The 16,685-nt window shown below is 56.4% G+C and carries 13 protein-coding genes; 7 read left to right on the plus strand and 6 right to left on the minus strand.

Going from position 1 to position 16,685, the window contains the following annotated elements; genetic code table 11:
• Nucleotides 1–19: 19 nt before the first annotated feature.
• Complete coding sequence (locus HF679_RS07420) at nucleotides 20–1,549, minus strand: DUF2235 domain-containing protein (protein WP_187042796.1); 1,530 nt, start codon at nucleotides 1,547–1,549, stop codon at nucleotides 20–22.
• A gap of 335 nt (nucleotides 1,550–1,884) precedes the next feature.
• Here HF679_RS07420 and HF679_RS07425 point away from each other — a divergent pair, with 335 nt between their 5' ends.
• Nucleotides 1,885–2,493 carry an SLATT domain-containing protein gene (locus HF679_RS07425; RefSeq protein ID WP_123754100.1) on the plus strand — a complete coding sequence of 203 codons (609 nt, stop codon included), beginning with the start codon at nucleotides 1,885–1,887 and terminating at the stop codon, nucleotides 2,491–2,493.
• Nucleotides 2,494–2,552: 59 nt separating this feature from the next.
• Here the strand turns inward: HF679_RS07425 and HF679_RS07430 are convergent, their stop codons facing one another.
• Entirely contained in the window at nucleotides 2,553–4,052 is a 1,500-nt protein-coding gene (locus HF679_RS07430) for an aldehyde dehydrogenase family protein (protein WP_123754099.1), read from the minus strand.
• A 231-nt stretch (nucleotides 4,053–4,283) separates the two neighbouring features.
• On the opposite strand from HF679_RS07430, the gene feaR reads away from it, so the two are divergent.
• Nucleotides 4,284–5,195 carry a transcriptional regulator FeaR gene (gene feaR / locus HF679_RS07435; protein WP_187043040.1) on the plus strand — a complete coding sequence of 304 codons (912 nt, stop codon included), beginning with the start codon at nucleotides 4,284–4,286 and terminating at the stop codon, nucleotides 5,193–5,195.
• Here feaR and HF679_RS07440 read toward each other — a convergent pair whose 3' ends face one another.
• Genes HF679_RS07440 through HF679_RS07450 form a run of 3 tightly spaced genes read right to left on the minus strand, consistent with a single transcriptional unit; the run spans nucleotide 5,196 to nucleotide 8,348 of the window.
• Nucleotides 5,196–5,519 (minus strand): YdbL family protein, encoded by a 324-nt coding sequence (locus HF679_RS07440; RefSeq protein ID WP_123754098.1) that lies wholly within the window; start codon nucleotides 5,517–5,519, stop codon nucleotides 5,196–5,198.
• 7 nt (nucleotides 5,520–5,526) lie between these two features.
• Nucleotides 5,527–5,712, minus strand: a complete 186-nt coding sequence (locus tag HF679_RS07445) for a YnbE family lipoprotein (protein WP_123754097.1) — start codon at nucleotides 5,710–5,712, stop codon at nucleotides 5,527–5,529.
• A complete protein-coding gene (locus HF679_RS07450; protein WP_187042797.1) occupies nucleotides 5,709–8,348 on the minus strand; it encodes a YdbH family protein in 2,640 nt (879 codons plus the stop codon). The genes HF679_RS07445 and HF679_RS07450 overlap by 4 nt, the downstream gene beginning before the upstream one ends.
• 266 nt (nucleotides 8,349–8,614) lie before the next feature.
• Here HF679_RS07450 and HF679_RS07455 point away from each other — a divergent pair, with 266 nt between their 5' ends.
• From HF679_RS07455 to hslJ, 3 genes are all read left to right on the plus strand, one after another.
• Entirely contained in the window at nucleotides 8,615–9,058 is a 444-nt protein-coding gene (locus tag HF679_RS07455) for a DedA family protein (RefSeq protein ID WP_154143934.1), read from the plus strand.
• Nucleotides 9,059–9,204: 146 nt separating this feature from the next.
• Nucleotides 9,205–10,194 (plus strand): 2-hydroxyacid dehydrogenase, encoded by a 990-nt coding sequence (locus HF679_RS07460; protein ID WP_123754094.1) that lies wholly within the window; start codon nucleotides 9,205–9,207, stop codon nucleotides 10,192–10,194.
• 247 nt (nucleotides 10,195–10,441) lie between these two features.
• Nucleotides 10,442–10,864 (plus strand): heat shock protein HslJ, encoded by a 423-nt coding sequence (gene hslJ / locus HF679_RS07465; protein ID WP_123754093.1) that lies wholly within the window; start codon nucleotides 10,442–10,444, stop codon nucleotides 10,862–10,864.
• On the opposite strand, the gene HF679_RS07470 is transcribed toward hslJ, so the two are convergent.
• Nucleotides 10,861–11,127, minus strand: a complete 267-nt coding sequence (locus tag HF679_RS07470; RefSeq protein ID WP_123754092.1) for a DUF333 domain-containing protein — start codon at nucleotides 11,125–11,127, stop codon at nucleotides 10,861–10,863. The two genes, hslJ and HF679_RS07470, sit on opposite strands and share 4 nt — an antisense overlap.
• 431 nt (nucleotides 11,128–11,558) lie before the next feature.
• Between HF679_RS07470 and nifJ the strand changes: the two genes are divergently transcribed.
• Both nifJ and ompC read left to right on the plus strand, forming a co-directional pair.
• Nucleotides 11,559–15,086, plus strand: coding sequence for a pyruvate:ferredoxin (flavodoxin) oxidoreductase (gene nifJ / locus HF679_RS07475; protein WP_123754091.1), 3,528 nt, complete (start codon nucleotides 11,559–11,561; stop codon nucleotides 15,084–15,086).
• A gap of 355 nt (nucleotides 15,087–15,441) precedes the next feature.
• On the plus strand, nucleotides 15,442–16,548 hold the full coding sequence (gene ompC / locus HF679_RS07480) for a porin OmpC (protein WP_154143719.1): 1,107 nt from the start codon (nucleotides 15,442–15,444) through the stop codon (nucleotides 16,546–16,548).
• Nucleotides 16,549–16,685 lie beyond the last annotated feature (137 nt).

Here is a 16,685-nt window from a genome sequence, read left to right on the forward strand (position 1 = left end):
CCCGTTGGTCCGGGCGCCGTCAGCGGGTTATCGTCAGGCAGACACTTCCCCGATTGTTATCGTACATTTGCCACGCGTCGTTGGCCCAGGCGTAAAAATAGCCGCTTTTCGCCGGGGTAAAACGGCATTCGGTGCCAATAACAAAAATCTGATGCTGTTGTTGAGGTACCGCAGAAGCGCCGGCGGCGCTATTTGCCACCACCCCGATGAGGGCGAACCACGGTGCCGAGCCGACACGTCTGCTCAGCCAAAAATCCACATCCTGATTTTTAGTGGCCCCTTTCCACAACGTTTCTAGTTTGTCGGAGACAGAAGCCAGAATCTGAGCCGCCTCACCGGGATAAAACTTCCCGTCATCGGTGCCGCCCGCATCACAGGGAATCGAGCTGTCCAGCCATTTTCCCGTAGCGCTAAAACGATATTCAATACCAGCCTCCAGCCACACGCCGGTGGCATTCCAGCGTTCACGAGCAAATACGTCAACGGTCGCCGAATGGCCTGCGACCAGGGATTTCTCCGGCCGGTAGCGCCCATTAAGCAGCGAGGGCAGACTCTGACGTTGCAGCACGCTGTCATCGACACGGGGATCGTCTGCCACCAGCTGCGGCACCGCCCGTGGGCAGGTATGCAGCAGCGTAAACACGCCGGTCACCGAATCGTGCAGTAACCCATGAGGGTTGGGTGCCAGCTGTGAATCCATGCCCGGCAACAGTTCGAGGCCCAGGCCCTCGGCTTCTGACATCATCCAGCGCAGGGGAATGTCCGATAATCCGCATTGTGCGTAGCCCCCACCAACGTCAGAATGCACGCCGACAAACCAGCGCTGCTTGACCCGCGGGTTACCCTCCACGTTATCCCAGAGCGTGGGGATAAAGCTCTGGCGCTGCTCGTCCAGCGCCAGAGCATGACGGGCGTTTTCCACGATGGGACTGAGGGAGGTATCGTGGAAGGCATATTTTTTCGGATCGTCCAGCAGATTCGCTAACGCCATATCGTCAGGAATACCCAGCGCCCCTACCGTCTCCCAAACGCCGATAAAAAAGACAGGGATACTGCCTTTTGTCGGATCCCCCGTCGCCACCGAATAAAAGGGCCGGCCCACGCTGGCAATAATGGGCGGAACGCTGCCAACTGGCTGGCGGTAATGGGCAAACAGCGTGTTGATATCCTCCCACACTTTATCGTCGCCGGTTCCCGCCTTAGCAGCATTCAATAAACCGCAGCGCGCAATCATTCCACCGAGGCTGCGAACGGTATAGGCGCCACGGCTAAAACCAAACAGCCAGATTTTATCGCCGGGCTGGTAGTTGGTCGCCAGCCAGTAATAGGCGCTAATGATATTCTTATCAAGGCCTTCGCCGATGCCGCCACCGATGTAGCGCTCGATCGCTCCGCCGTCGGTTCCCACTCCGGTATGGTAATAGACGCGCTGGCTATTATTTTCCGCCACCGCATTTCTCAGCTTCACCACATTCGTCGGGGCCGGTTTACCGTCATCAAGCTGTTGCGGTGTATTCCAGGTACCGTCGCAAAACACCAGTAAGTTCATAGGAACCTCTTCACAGGCTGCATTAAAAGCGTTCAGGATTGACAGATTAAAAATAGCAGACTGTAATCGAAGCTAGAGTTCAAACGAAAAAACGCCCGTAATACCCGGCATCGACTGATGCTGGTGGGCACTCGTGAATCTTTTCTGGCTCACGCCATAATTAAGAGTCTATCCCAGTAGGCGTAGATTGATACAGCCAGTTTGGTCACGAACAGCGCGGAACAGCCGGAACGTACACGCAGTATGTGAGGATGGTGAGCACTGCCAGGGCCAAAATGGCAAATAAAGCAGCCTAATGGGATAGGCTCTAAGTCAATGTTATTACGGGGATCATCATGGTAACCGATACGCACTACCACCTGGCTCTCAACGAGTTAGCTAAATTACATTCATTGCCCCCAGAACAAAAGCTGAACACTATTTTTCGCATTACTACCCTGTACGAACAAAATATTACCAACTGGTATAAAAATGAGGTCAAGAAAAAACGCAGACTCTCTGTATTACTGCTATTGGCAATCTTAATTATTATGGTGGCCATCGGTAGCATTCAGATCCTTAAGCTTCCTTTTATTAATGATGTCGATACTAAGCTGTTGTTTACCCAAATATCCCTCGGACTACTAACGCTTGCCGTATTGCTATTTACTGCCGACAGAGCATTTCGTATTACTGGTGGATGGATGAATTACATTAATACGATGATAGTCATCGAGACTCGCCATGCGGAATTTATTGCGGAGTGGATAAAAAACGATGGCACCCAACATCAGCAACCAACTGAGCACTATCGTCAAGCGACCGAGATTGCTGCTGCGTTTATTAATGCGATCCACCTTGCACAGCTACAAGAAACTCAATCATGGTCAACCCAGTTAACAGAGTCCATTAAGCAGCTGGATTCTTTGATGATTAAAAAACAGCAGGAAAAAAACGGTAATTAATGAGAAAAAAAGGTGGGAGCAGCGCCCGGTACTGCATGACCAGGCGCTGGGTTTAACGATTAATAACGTACGCAGACCGATTTGGTCTCGCACCAGTCGTCCAGCCAGTCCGGGCCGAAGTCGCGCCCGGTACCAGACTGCTTCATGCCGCCGAACGGCAGGTTGGCATCGATAAGCGTATGGCTGTTGACCCATACCGTGCCCGCCTGCAGGCGTTCGGTATAGCTCAGCGCCTGGGTCAGATCGCCGGTCCAGACGCTGGCAGTTAAGCCAAAGTCGCTGTCGTTGGCGAGGCGCAGCGCTTCTTCGCCATCGGCGACGCGCACCAGATTCACCACCGGCCCGAAGACTTCTTCGCGGCTCAGACGCAGCCCGGCATCCGGGTTAATCACCAGGGTTGGCGCAATGTAGTAGCCCTGGCTATCCGGCCCGAGCTGCCCGCTGATCAGTTCAGCATTGCGCTGGCGGGCATCATCAAGATAGGCCGCCACTTTGGCGCAGTGGGCCTTCGAGACCACCGGGTTAATATGGGTGGTTTCCAGCATTCCCGGTCCGACCTGCAGGGATTTCACCGCCTGCTCAAACCCGCTCACCAGGGTGTCGAACAGCGGCGCTTCAATGTAGATCCGCGAGCTGGCGGCGCACACCTGGCCCTGGTTGAGGAAGCTTCCGGTCATCAGCCCTTCAATCACCCATTCCGGGTTGGCATCTTTGAGGACGATCGCCGGGTTTTTCCCGCCCAGCTCCAGCGTCACCCTGGTCAGGCGATCGGCAGCCACCCGCGCAATGTGTTTGCCCGTGGCGGTGGAGCCGGTAAAGCTCACCTTCGCCACCTGCGGATGCGCCGTTAACGCCGCACCGCACTCGCTTCCGCTGCCGGTCACCACGTTAAACACCCCGTCCGGGATCCCGGCTTCGGTCGCCAGTTCGGCAACGCGCAGCAGGGTCAGCGGAGTAGTTTCTGACGGCTTAATCACGATAGAACACCCGGCCGCCAGCGCCGGCATCACCTTCCACATGCCAATCATCAGCGGGAAGTTCCACGGGACGATCCCGGCGACAACCCCCACAGGCTCTTTCTTCGTCCACGCCTGGTAACGTGCGCCTTGCGGGAACGGAATCGACACATCGAGCGTGCGCCCGCTGATTTTGGTCGTCAGCCCGGCGGTGTAGCGCATCCAGTTCAGCGTGCAGCCCACTTCAAACGCGCGGGAAATATTGATGGATTTGCCCTGTTCCAGGGTTTCCAGCTGCGCCAGCTCTTCGCCATGCTGTTCGACCAGGTCGGCAAAACGCAGCAGGATCCGCTCACGATCGGCGGGGGTACGCCCCGCCCAGCTACGGGCAACAAATGCCCGCCAGGCCGACATCACCGCACGATCGACATCAGCGGCATTGGCATCCGCCGTGCTGGCAATGGCCTGACCGGTGGCCGGGTTCCAGACGGTGAGCCGCTGTTCGCTTTGCGATTCCTGCTGGCTACCGTCGATATACAAACCATGCTGCCGGTCTAAAAACTGCTGTACGCTGGCGAGCAGCGCAACCTGTGCTGTGGACATATCGCTTCCTTATTCCTTTCGGGTCGTGAATTGAGTCTACGACGAGGTCGGCATCCGCGCTTTTTTCTCTGTGACATTCGTTTGTGCCGCTGTGACAGGCTCCGCAATTAAGCATTTTGCGTACCCAGAAGTGTGCCGCAGGTAATAGTTCTTTCATATACTCCGGCTCCCGCTCTTGTATGCCGCAACGTAAATGCAACAATGCAGAAACATTATATCGATAAGAGAAACATTATGGCGACGGCGGAACACGGACAGGATTACCAACGCTGGTTGGCGAAAATCAATCAGGTCTGCGGCCATTTTGCCGCCCGTCCGCTGGAGGGGAACTTTCACGGCGAGATTGACGCCAGCTACGCGGGGAACCTGAAAGTCAGCACCGTCACCGCCTGCGGGGTCAATTTGTTCCGCACCCGCAACGAGATCAAACGCAGCAACGACGACTGGTTTTATACCGTGTTCCAGCTCGCCGGCCAGGCGGCCATTGAGCAGGACGATCGCCAGGTGATGCTGGAAGCCGGTGATATAACCCTGATTGACGCCTCGCGCCCCTGCTCTATCTTCTGGCAGCAGACCTCGCGCCAGGCCTCGCTGCTGCTGCCCCGGCAGTTGATCGAACACCAGCTGCGCGGCAGCGAAATCTGCATTGCCTCGCGCCTGCAAAAATCGCTGCCGATGGTTCAGCTCAGCCAGCGCCTGCTGCAGGAAAGCATGAACAGCCCGGATCTGTCGGACAGCGAAAGCGAAGCGGCGCTGGAGGCCATCGTCTGCCTGCTGCGCCCGATGCTGCATCAGCAGGAAGCCCAGCCGTCTCGTCGGGAGAAGCAGTTCCAGAGAATTATTGAGTTAATCGATGCGTCGATTCAGGCAGAACATCTGCGCCCGGAATGGCTGGCGAACGAAACCGGGATGTCATTGCGCAGCCTGTACCGGCTGTTTGCTGACAAGGGACTGGTGGTCGCTCAGTATATTAAGAACCGCCGGCTCGACCTCTGCGCCCGGGCGCTACGTAGCGCCCATGACGATGAGAAACTGGCGGGGATTGGCTACAGCTGGGGATTCAGCGACCACAGCCACTTCTCCACCGCGTTCAAGCAGCGTTTTGGCGTGTCGCCGGGGGAATACCGCAAGCGCTGCCGCTAATTATTTGCGTAGCCATTTGCCGTTCAGACCCTGGACATACTCCCCAGGCTGCGCCCGGTTGACCAGCTTCTGCCCGGCCATTTTGGCCACTTCATCCACCGGCAGATTATTTTCATCCGCCAGTTGCTGGTAGCTTTCACTGCGCGCCGTATTGATCCGTGCGACCAGCGCCAGAGTTTCCTGATCCTGCCGCAATGGCGCCAGATAGCCCTTCAGCGTTTCGCCGACCCGCCCCTGTTCCCGGGCTTCGCTCAGCGTCAGAGCCAGCGCCGGCGTACTGAGGAGAACCAGCGTCAGCGCCGCGATTTTCAGTCGTTTTCTCATCGCCACCTCAGAATAGATCGCTGCGCGACTTCAGTAACGCTTCAACATCCTTATCCACTTTGATATGAATCTCGTGCTCAATTTTGACATTCATATTGATGGTGATCGGCTCCTTGGATGCCGCGATTTCAATGCGCGGCGTACAGCCCGCCAGCAGCATCGGCACCAGCACCGCCGTTAGCAATTTCATCATTGTTGTTCCTTACACTTTTTACTGTCCGTACAGCTGCGCACGGGGAGCACGGCATTCTGCTCAAACCATGCCTGTAAATTGTCGCCAAAACGTAAACTGCGCCACAGGTCAAAAATATTCTCTTGATGAGAATAGTTTAAATGCACCGTATTACTCTGATCCCCGACGCGGCTGGTGCCGCTGATGGTCGCCTTCAAAGTCAACATCCCGAGGTTATCGAGGTCGATGCGCGTCCAGGAGCGGGAGATCTCCATATAGCGCAGCCAGTTGATTGCCGCGCCGGCGGAGATATTATCGTTCACCATCGCGTCCGCCATGTCCTTATCGAGGCGCAGCGTCATCGGGCCGGGGTTGCCCAGCCAGCCGTCTTTGATGATCCATTTCTCGTTGTTCAGCCACAGCGGCAGCGCCCCGTTGAAGGCGCCGGACATGGCAAACTGTTTGATATTGACCGCGCTCACCAGCTCGCTGCTGGAGATATGCTGCAGCCGCAGCAGCGCCGGGTCATGCTGCGGCATCCGCAACTGCTGCATGGTCACCTGGCCCCCGAGAACATCCACGCTGACGTTGCTCAGCTGTAGCGGCTGGCTCTCGCTCCACGGCCAGGCTCCCTGCAGGTCCGCGGTCAGGTTTTTCGCCGTCACCTGGTTGACTATCTCGCCGATGCGCAGCGATACCGGCCGACGGGTACCCAGCTGCCAGACCCCCTCGCTAAAGCGGAACGGCAGGACAAAATCGACGCCATTGATCTGGTTGTCCGGCATCCAGGCGCTGCCGCCTTTTAGCACGCCGTGCCCCCCGGCTTCGAATCCCTGTTCGGCTGCTGCCGAGAAAGCCACCTGGGCGTACAGCATCCCTTCACGCAGGTTCATTTTCCACTCAGGCGGTACCAGCGGCTGAAACACGGTCAGCGACTGTTTCGGCCACCATGCCTTACCGCGCAGACGTTCGCCATCCCAGCGCCCGATGACCCGAACCGGGCCGATTTTGTTGGCATGAAGCGCGCCGTTAAACTGAAACCAGGTCGGATCGCGGCCATCAATGGTGAATTTTAACGTTGAAGGTGGCAGCACGCTGCCGTGACTAAAGCTGGTGGTCCCCGCATCCAGCGACAGCGCGCCGGTCAGTTTCGGGTGCTGCTCATTGCGCAACCAGTGGATCGGCTGATCCAGCGTCAGGCGCGGCGCGCTCACCAGCATGGTGCCATATTGCAGTTTATCGAAGCCCGTCGACAGGCTGTTCAGGACGATCGAGCTGTCTACCCATGCCCCCGCCCCTTTGACGTCCCACCGCGCCTGCATCGGTGTGAAGTGACCGTCGCCCCAGTAACGCCACTGCCAGCGACCGCTGTCGGGCATAAAATTGTCGGCCTGGCCGTCAAGATGCAGCGTGAAGTCTCCCATCTGCTGTTCATGGGCGCGCAGAATCGCCTGCAGACGGCCGTCCACGCCCTGCTGGGTCACCTTGACCCCCGCCAGCGGCAGACGGACTTCATCAATATTCAATGAATCGACGACCCGCCCGCGGGAACGCAGCAGCGCGCCGGGGTTGAAGGCCAATGCCGGGGCGGTCAACGGGCCGCTGAGCCTGGCCGGCAGTACGGCATAAACAATCAGATCCCCCAGCTTCGCCTCGCCGGTCAGCTGTAACGGCATGTCGCTGTTGTCCATGCTCAGTTTGCCGGGGCCGATGTTCAGCACGGCGTTTCCTTTACCGGCTTTGCCCTGGGTGAGGACGTTGAGCCGACCGCTCACCTCCATCTGCTCGGTGCCTTCCTGCCAGTTGCCCACCGACAGCGCCAGACGGCCACTTAATGGATAGCCGGCATAGTCGGTGCTCCAGCGGCCATCGCTGATGACAATGCGCTCAGGGGTCACTTCCCAGGGGAGATCGAGTATCGGCTGCACTTCACCGCGCGGAGTCACCACCAGCTGGCCGCGGTTTTTCTGCCACTCCAGCTCGGCATCAACCAACCCGCCGGTTTGCGGGAATTCAAAGGTAGTCAGCAGATGGCCATCGACCGGCAGGCCGTCCGGAACCAGCGGCATATGAAATTCGCCGGCCAGCTTCACCGGCGGTTGCTCGTCGACCAGCTGGGCGGAAAAATGGCTGACGGTGAGCGCCTGTCCGCGCAGGCGCGCCTGCAAGGTCAGCTCTTTGCCGCTGTAGCCAATATCCTGCTGCTGCGGGGTCAACGACATCACCAGTCGCCCCTGCCACTTTTCCCATGGCGAGAGGCGCAGGTTTTCAATGGTCAGCCAGCTGTAAGGCAGCATCGACTGCCACTCCGCCAGGGTACGCGGCGCGCCCACCGTCGGTTCGCTTTCGGGCAGTTTGCTCAGACAGGCGCTATTGATATCGAGTTCGTCGAGATGCAGCCGCCAGCGGCTGGGATGAGAAATTTGGGCATTGGTCACCCGGGCCAGCTCACAATCGCCGACCAGATAGCGTAATTCGGGAATGCGTAACGCAGAACGCGTCAGTCGCGGGCTGTCGGAAAAGGCGATGCGGGTCCCCTCTGGCAGCCAGATCCCCGCAAGCGTTGGCACCCAATGGGTAAGCGTCGACAACATGGCCAGCGGTAGCAGAATAAGTGCTAACAATAGCGCGATGGCGGCTTTATATTTACCCTTCATGGGCAGTAATATCCTGATTAAACAAAAGTAAAAGCCGAAAGAAGTGCATATTGTGGCACGTTCGACTGGCGAGTTAAAGGATCTATCCAGCTTAAGAATAGCTGGTACACACCACCACCACCGTGAATTTATGCCTTTCGCCCGTTAAGCCGTCATTTAATCGGCCCCTGTCACACTCAAAGTCTTCGTTGCCGACGTCGGTGGATCCCGTGGACTTTTTTGTTTTGCTTATCGAACACGCCCAGCACCACTATTCATGGCTCTTGATGGTGGTGTTTGTGCTGACCCTGACTAAATCCTGCGCCCTGATTTCTCTGCTGGTGCCGGGCACCTCCGGGTTGCTGTTACTCGGCCCGCTGGCCTCCGGCAGTCTTAACCATTTCTTATTAATGTGGCTCAGCGCTAGCCTCGGGGCAATCGGCGGATTCTGGCTCTCCTGGTGGCTGGGACGGCGCAACCGGCACCGCCTGACGAGCATACGCTGGTTGCGCGGCCAGCGATTGACCCGCAGCCTGGTGTTTCTGCAACGTCACGGGGCATGGGCGGTGTTTTTTGGCCGCTTTCTGTCGCCGCTTCGCGCGACTCTTCCGCTGGCCAGCGGCGCCAGCGGGACCGCGTTCTGGTCATTTCAACTGGCCAACGTCAGTTCCGGGCTGCTGTGGCCGCTGATGCTGCTGGCTCCGGGAGCCTTTAGCCTCAGTTTTTGGTAAAACACATTGTGTTTTAAAGAGATACCTCAACACCGCGATATGCTCTAGAATTATCTGTATCACCGTTAAGGCAAACTTATTTTTAATATTTGTATGATTATTTTAAATATGCTACCGTGCCGGTATAATCACTGGAGAAAAGTCTTATGAAAATCGCTGTGTATAGTACAAAGCAGTACGATAAAAAGTACCTTCAGCATGTTAATGATGCATATGGCTTTGAACTTGAATTTTTCGACTTTCTGTTAACCGAGAAAACGGCGAAAACCGCCAACGGCTGTGAAGCGGTGTGCATCTTCGTCAACGACGACGGAAGCCGCCCGGTGCTGGAAGAGTTAAAATCGCATGGTGTGAAGTACATCGCCCTGCGCTGCGCCGGCTTTAACAACGTCGACCTTGAGGCGGCAAAAGAGCTGGGTCTGCGCGTTGTGCGCGTCCCGGCCTACTCGCCAGAAGCCGTGGCAGAGCATGCCATCGGCATGATGATGTCGTTAAACCGCCGCATTCACCGCGCCTATCAGCGCACCCGTGATGCTAACTTCTCCCTCGAAGGCTTAACCGGCTTCACCATGCACGGTAAAACCGCCGGGGTGATCGGTACCGGGAAAATCGGCGTGGCGACGCTGCGTATTCTGAAAGGTTTTGGCATGCGTCTGCTGGCGTTTGATCCCTATCCGAGCGCAGCGGCGCTGGATCTCGGGGTTGAGTATGTTGACCTGCCGACACTGTACGCGCAGTCTGACGTGATCTCCCTGCACTGCCCGCTGACCGATGAGAACTATCATCTGCTGAACCATGCGGCGTTTGACCAGATGAAAGATGGCGTGATGGTGATCAACACCAGCCGCGGCGCGTTGATTGACTCTCAGGCAGCGATTGATGCCCTGAAACACCAGAAAATTGGCGCCCTGGGGATGGATGTGTACGAGAACGAGCGCGACCTGTTCTTTGAAGACAAATCCAACGACGTGATTCAGGATGACGTGTTCCGTCGTCTCTCCGCCTGTCACAACGTGTTGTTCACCGGGCACCAGGCGTTCCTGACCGCCGAAGCGCTGATCAGCATTTCGCAAACCACGCTGGACAACCTGCGCCAGGTAGATGCCGGCGACACCTGCCCGAACGCACTGGTCTGATTTCTTTTTCCTTTTGTGCCCTCCTGCTATGGGGGGCACTTTCAGATAACCCCCACAGAAAAAGACCGCAGTAAAGTTAACAATCGCTTATGTCATTCATCGTTCAGGTTGCTTGGGCATTGGCCGCATTCGTAACCCCAGTCACTGACCTGCGTCAGGCCCTGGGAATTGACGGCCCTGCCGCCTGCAAGCAACCCGAATAATGTTGGCTAAATCTGATAAACGTCATTAATGATTTGGGGGAGTAATGAATAAGTTTGCTGTACTGCTGGCGACGGGAATGCTGTTATCGGGTTGTGTGTATAACAGCAAGGTATCAACTGGCGCCGAGCAACTTCAGCACCATCGCTTTGTTCTGACCAGCGTCAACGGCCAGGCGCTGAATACGCAAGGAAAGCCGCTGGAGCTGAGTTTTGGTGAGGATATGTATGTCTCAGGCAATATGTGTAACGGCTTTAGCGGCAAAGGCAGCATCAGCGGCGGCGAGCTGAAGGTCAAAGCGCTGGCCATGACCCGTATGCTGTGCAGCGATTCGCAGCTCAATACGCTGGATCATACGCTGAGCACAATGCTACGCGATGGCGCACAGGTCGACCTGACGGAAAATCAGCTGACGCTGGCCACCGCCGATCAAACGCTGGTCTATAAACTTGCGGATCTGGTGAACTAGTAGTTACCGCAGCTGCCGCCCGCTAACGCTTGCTCGCTGCAACGCTTACCGTTGGGTAATGCGCACATCCCGATCGCTGAACCATCAAGCTGCCGTGCCACCGATAATGAGCCGCCAATCATCGCGCAGTTCGCCTGCCCGGTGCTGCTCATTGCGGCACGCATGCCAGGCGGCACATGTGCCGCTGTCGCCTGTTGAACCGGTTCACTACTACAGGCCGACAATAATAACGCGGCACACCCCACTAAAAACGCAGCTCGCATCGACTTCCCCTCAGCAATATCTAAAAATAAGCAAACCCAAGAATAATAGGCAGCGCAGCCGTGAACGTCGAGAGGCGAAATACGTATTTATGCGCCCCATTAACATTTCTTAGCAAAATATCTGGCGTAACCTTGATCTCGACAGGGTTTCTCATGCATCTCACGGCCTGAATCCCCTATTGTTCAACGATAGCGCCATGATGACGCCCCTCGAATGATGAGCGGCAGACCGCAGCAAGTCCGGTTTAAGATCATAGCGATATCCTGTGCTATCCCCGCCGCCGCGCCTGTGTTTCATGGATCAATTTGTGCACTCGAAAGCCTCATAACTTCAAGGGTATAGATAATGCTCTTATACTAACGACTATAATTACAGGACCTGTGGCCGTTTGTCGGGTCCCTTCTTTTGCGCAATGTTAGGGTGTCTTCTTATGATTACTATCGACGGTAATGGCGCGGCCGCTTCAGTCGCGTTTCGCACCAGTGAGGTTATCGCCATCTACCCGATTACGCCCAGTTCAACCATGGCGGAACAGGCGGATGCCTGGGCGGGAAACGGGCTGAAAAATGTATGGGGTGACGTGCCTCGGGTGGTAGAAATGCAGTCGGAAGCCGGGGCCATCGGGGCCGTACACGGTGCGTTGCAGACCGGCGCCCTGTCGACCTCGTTCACCTCATCGCAGGGCTTACTGCTGATGATCCCGACGCTGTACAAACTGGCCGGGCAGTTGATGCCGTTCGTCCTGCACGTCGCCGCCCGTACCGTAGCGACCCACGCGCTCTCTATTTTCGGTGACCATTCGGATGTGATGGCCGTGCGCCAGACCGGCTGCGCCATGCTGTGCGCCAGCAGCGTGCAGGAAGCGCAGGACTTCGCGCTGATCTCCCATATTGCGACCCTGAAAAGTCGGGTACCGTTTATTCACTTCTTCGATGGTTTCCGGACCTCGCACGAAATCAATAAAATCATCCCGCTGGCGGACGACACTGTGCGCAGCCTGCTGCCGCAGGCCGACATCGACGCGCACCGTCTGCGCGCGCTGAATCCGGAACATCCGGTGATCCGCGGGACCTCGGCGAACCCGGATACCTATTTCCAGTCCCGCGAAGCGACCAACCCGTGGTACGACGCGGTCTACGACCATGTCGAAACGGCGATGGACGATTTCGCCAGCGCCACCGGACGCCAGTACAAGCCGTTTGAGTTCTACGGCCATCCGCAGGCGGAACGAGTGATTGTGATCATGGGCTCGGCCATCGGCACCTGTGAAGAAGTGGTGGACGAACTGCTCAGCCGGGGTGAAAAAGTCGGGGTTCTGAAAGTTCGCCTCTATCGCCCCTTCTCCGCCGCGCATCTGCTGGCGGTGCTGCCGGAGAGCGCCCGCGCCATCGCGGTGCTGGATCGCACCAAAGAGCCGGGCGCCCAGGCGGAACCGTTGTACCTCGATGTGATGAGCGCGCTGGCGGAAGCCTTTAACCGCGGCGAGCGCGAAACCCTGCCGCGCACCATCGGCGGGCGCTATGGCCTGTCGTCAAAAGAGTTCGGCCCGGAGTGCGTGCTGGCTGTGTTCAATGAGCTGAACGAAGCCCGCCCCAAACCGCGTTTCACCGTCGGCATTTATGATGATGTGACCAACCTTTCTCTGCCGTTGGTCGAGAACACCTTGCCGTCGCAAGCCAAGCTGGAAGCGCTGTTTTATGGCCTTGGCAGCGACGGCAGCGTCTCGGCTACCAAAAACAATATCAAGATTATCGGTAACTCCACCCCGTGGTTCTCGCAGGGCTATTTCGTCTATGACTCGAAAAAAGCCGGGGGGCTGACCGTCTCGCACCTGCGGGTTAGTGAAAAACCGATTCGCTCCTCCTATCTGATCTCCCAGGCGGATTTTGTCGGCTGCCATCAGCTGCAGTTTATTGATAAGTATCAGATGGTCGAACGGCTCAAACCGGGCGGCATTTTCCTGCTCAATACGCCCTATCCGGTAGATGAAGCCTGGTCACGCCTGCCGCAGGAAGTCCAGGCGGCGCTGAACCAGAAAAAAGCGCACTTTTATATTGTCAACGCGGCGAAGATTGCCCGCGAATGCAGCCTGGGCGCACGCATCAATACCGTGATGCAGATGGCGTTTTTCCACTTAACGCATATTTTACCGGGCGACAGCGCGCTGAGCGAACTGCAGGGGGCAATCGCCAAAAGCTACAGCAGCAAAGGCCAGGAGCTGGTTGAACGCAACTGGCAGGCGCTGGCGCTGGCCCGCGAGTCGCTGGCTGAAGTGCCGCTACAGCCGGTCGATGCCACCAGCCCAAACCGTCCGCCGGTGGTGTCCGACGCCGCCCCGGACTTCGTAAAAACCGTCACCGCCGCGATGCTGGCCGGGCTTGGCGATGCGCTCCCGGTTTCTGCGCTGCCGCCGGACGGCACCTGGCCGATGGGCACCACCCGCTGGGAAAAACGCAATATCGCCGAAGCGATCCCTATCTGGAAAGAGTCGCTGTGTACCCAGTGCAACCACTGCGTCGCGGCCTGTCCGCATTCGGCAATCCGTGCCAAAGTGGTTTCCCCGGAAGCGATGGCCGACGCCCCTGCCAGTCTGCACGCCCTTGACGTGAAATCCCGCGATATGCGCGGGCAGAAATATGTGCTGCAGGTCGCACCGGAAGATTGCACCGGCTGTAACCTGTGCGTCGAAGTGTGCCCGGCGAAAGACCGCCAGGATCCGCAGATCAAGGCCATCAACATGATGTCGCGCCTTGAACACGTCGAAGAAGAAAAAGTGAATTACGACTTCTTCCTCAACCTGCCGGAAATTGACCGCAGTAAGCTGGAACGTATTGATATCCGCACCTCTCAGCTGATCAGCCCGCTGTTTGAATATTCCGGGGCCTGCTCCGGCTGCGGCGAAACGCCGTATATCAAGCTGCTGACCCAGCTGTACGGCGACCGGATGCTGATCGCCAACGCCACCGGCTGTTCGTCGATTTATGGCGGCAACCTGCCGTCTACCCCCTACACCACCGACGCCAACGGCCGCGGTCCGGCGTGGGCAAACTCGTTGTTTGAAGATAACGCCGAATTCGGGCTCGGCTTCCGACTCTCTGTCGATCAGCATCGCCAGCGGGTAATGCGCCTGCTGAGCCAGTTTGCCGATAAGATCCCGGCGGAGCTGAACGAGGCGCTACAGGCACAAGCCACTCCAGAGCTGCGCCGCGAGCAGGTGACAGCGCTACGTCTGGCGCTGGCTGACGTTGAGGGCGCCGAGGAGTTGCTCACCGATGCCGACGCGCTGGTAGAGAAATCCATCTGGCTTATCGGCGGCGATGGCTGGGCCTATGACATTGGTTTCGGCGGGCTCGATCATGTGCTGAGCCTGACCGAAAACGTCAATATTCTGGTGCTCGATACCCAGTGTTACTCCAACACCGGCGGCCAGGCATCGAAAGCCACGCCGCTTGGGGCAGTGACCAAGTTCGGTGAGCATGGCAAGCGTAAAGCACGCAAGGATCTCGGCGTCAGCATGATGATGTACGGGCATGTGTATGTGGCGCAAATCTCGTTAGGCGCACAGTTCAATCAGACGGTGAAAGCGATTCAGGAGGCGGAGGCCTATCCGGGTCCGTCGCTGATCATCGCCTACAGCCCGTGTGAGGAGCATGGCTACGACCTGGCGCTGAGTCACGACCAGATGCGTCAGCTCACTGCTACCGGCTTCTGGCCGCTGTATCGCTTTGACCCGCGTCGTGAAGATGAAGGGAAACTGCCGCTGGCGCTGGACTCACGCCCGCCGTCAGACGCGCTGGCAGAAACGCTGCTGAACGAGCAACGCTTCCGTCGTCTCAACGCCCAGCAGCCGGAGGTGGCGGAGCAGTTATGGAAAGATGCGGCGGCGGATCTGCAAAAACGCTACGACTTCCTGGCACAAATGGCCGGCAAGGCGGAGAAAACGGGCAGTGAAAGTTAGGATAAAAGCCGCGTAATACCCTAAAGAAAAAAGCCCGAATATCCATTCGGGCTTGTCACTTCTACCGCCAGAAAATATCGTGCTTAAATATAAGACGGTAATAATCAATAACAGCGACTAAAAAGGCATATAACAGGCGGATAGTACGCCAACGATTTCTGCATGTATAATTTTTATTTTATATACATTCATGCAATACATTCACGAGAATTATCACCGTAACCATCGTATTATTTATTTTAGATTTCACTTATATCGTAACAATTGATTCTTATCGGATCTTAATTCCCTCCTTTAGCATGTGACCACTTCTTCAGCGGAAGTTAAAAATAAAAACACTCAAAGGAATATCTCAATGAAAAGAAAAGTACTGGCCCTCGTTATTCCAGCATTATTAGCCGCAGGTGCGGTGCACGCTGCTGAAATTTATAATAAAGACGGTAATAAATTAGACCTCTATGGCAAGGTTGACGGTCTGCACTATTTTTCTGATGACGCCTCAAAAGATGGCGATCAATCTTACGTTCGTCTTGGCTTCAAAGGTGAAACCCAGATCAACGAGAAGTTGACCGGTTATGGCCAGTGGGAATACAACGTCCAGGCCAATAACACGGAAAGCACCAGCAATCAGTCCTGGACGCGTCTGGCCTTTGCCGGGCTGAAATTCGGCGACTACGGCTCATTTGACTACGGTCGCAACTATGGCGTGCTGTACGACGTAGAGGGCTGGACCGATATGCTGCCGGAGTTCGGCGGTGACTCATACTCCCAGGCCGATAACTTTATGGCAAACCGCGCCAATGGCGTGGCGACCTATCGCAACAACGATTTCTTCGGTCTGGTGAATGGCCTTAACTTTGCGCTGCAGTATCAGGGTAAAAATGAAAATGCCGGCAGCGGCGAAGGCACCAATAACGGTGACCGCAGCGTCCGCAATGCCAACGGTGACGGTTTTGGCCTGTCGACGTCTTATGATTTTGGCATGGGCATCAGCGCCGCTGCCGCTTACGCCTCTTCTGACCGTACCAACGATCAGATGACGCAAACCACCGCTGGCGGCGACAAAGCCGATGCGTGGACGGCAGGCCTGAAATATGATGCCAACAGTGTTTATCTGGCCACGATGTATTCAGAAACCCGCAATATGACACCGTATGGCAACAGCAATGGCGTGGCGAATAAAACACAGAACTTCGAAGTCACCGCACAGTATCAGTTCGACTTCGGACTGCGCCCGGCGGTCTCTTTCCTGATGTCTAAAGGGAAAGATCTGAACGCCAGCGACGGTGATAAAGATCTGGTCAAATATGCAGATATCGGCGCCACGTATTACTTTAACCGTAATATGTCCACCTACATTGATTACAAAATCAACCTGCTTGACGAAGATGACCACTTCTATTCTGACAACGGTATCTCAACGGATGACGTTGTTGCCCTTGGTCTGGTTTACCAGTTCTGATGTCCCGGCCCGTCGGCGACGGCGGGCATTATCAACGTGCCTTAAACAGCGGCCATCTCAGCAAAACAATAAATCTTCTGTATTAAAATAGTCACCCGATGAATGATATATTACCGGTAAAGCCTGTCGTTGAGGAC

The organism is Enterobacter sp. JUb54 (assembly GCF_014298075.1).
GTDB lineage: Bacteria > Pseudomonadota > Gammaproteobacteria > Enterobacterales > Enterobacteriaceae > Klebsiella > Klebsiella lignicola.

Coding starts and splice junctions, on each gene's coding strand:
- HF679_RS07455 (WP_154143934.1), top strand. CDS start 8,615: ATGGTGGTGTTTGTGCTGACCCTGACTAAATCCTGCGCCCTGATTTCT.
- HF679_RS07440 (WP_123754098.1), bottom strand. CDS start 5,519: ATGAGAAAACGACTGAAAATCGCGGCGCTGACGCTGGTTCTCCTCAGT.
- HF679_RS07420 (WP_187042796.1), bottom strand. CDS start 1,549: ATGAACTTACTGGTGTTTTGCGACGGTACCTGGAATACACCGCAACAG.
- HF679_RS07450 (WP_187042797.1), bottom strand. CDS start 8,348: ATGAAGGGTAAATATAAAGCCGCCATCGCGCTATTGTTAGCACTTATT.
- ompC (WP_154143719.1), top strand. CDS start 15,442: ATGAAAAGAAAAGTACTGGCCCTCGTTATTCCAGCATTATTAGCCGCA.
- HF679_RS07460 (WP_123754094.1), top strand. CDS start 9,205: ATGAAAATCGCTGTGTATAGTACAAAGCAGTACGATAAAAAGTACCTT.
- HF679_RS07425 (WP_123754100.1), top strand. CDS start 1,885: ATGGTAACCGATACGCACTACCACCTGGCTCTCAACGAGTTAGCTAAA.
- nifJ (WP_123754091.1), top strand. CDS start 11,559: ATGATTACTATCGACGGTAATGGCGCGGCCGCTTCAGTCGCGTTTCGC.
- HF679_RS07430 (WP_123754099.1), bottom strand. CDS start 4,052: ATGTCCACAGCACAGGTTGCGCTGCTCGCCAGCGTACAGCAGTTTTTA.
- hslJ (WP_123754093.1), top strand. CDS start 10,442: ATGAATAAGTTTGCTGTACTGCTGGCGACGGGAATGCTGTTATCGGGT.
- HF679_RS07470 (WP_123754092.1), bottom strand. CDS start 11,127: ATGCGAGCTGCGTTTTTAGTGGGGTGTGCCGCGTTATTATTGTCGGCC.
- HF679_RS07445 (WP_123754097.1), bottom strand. CDS start 5,712: ATGATGAAATTGCTAACGGCGGTGCTGGTGCCGATGCTGCTGGCGGGC.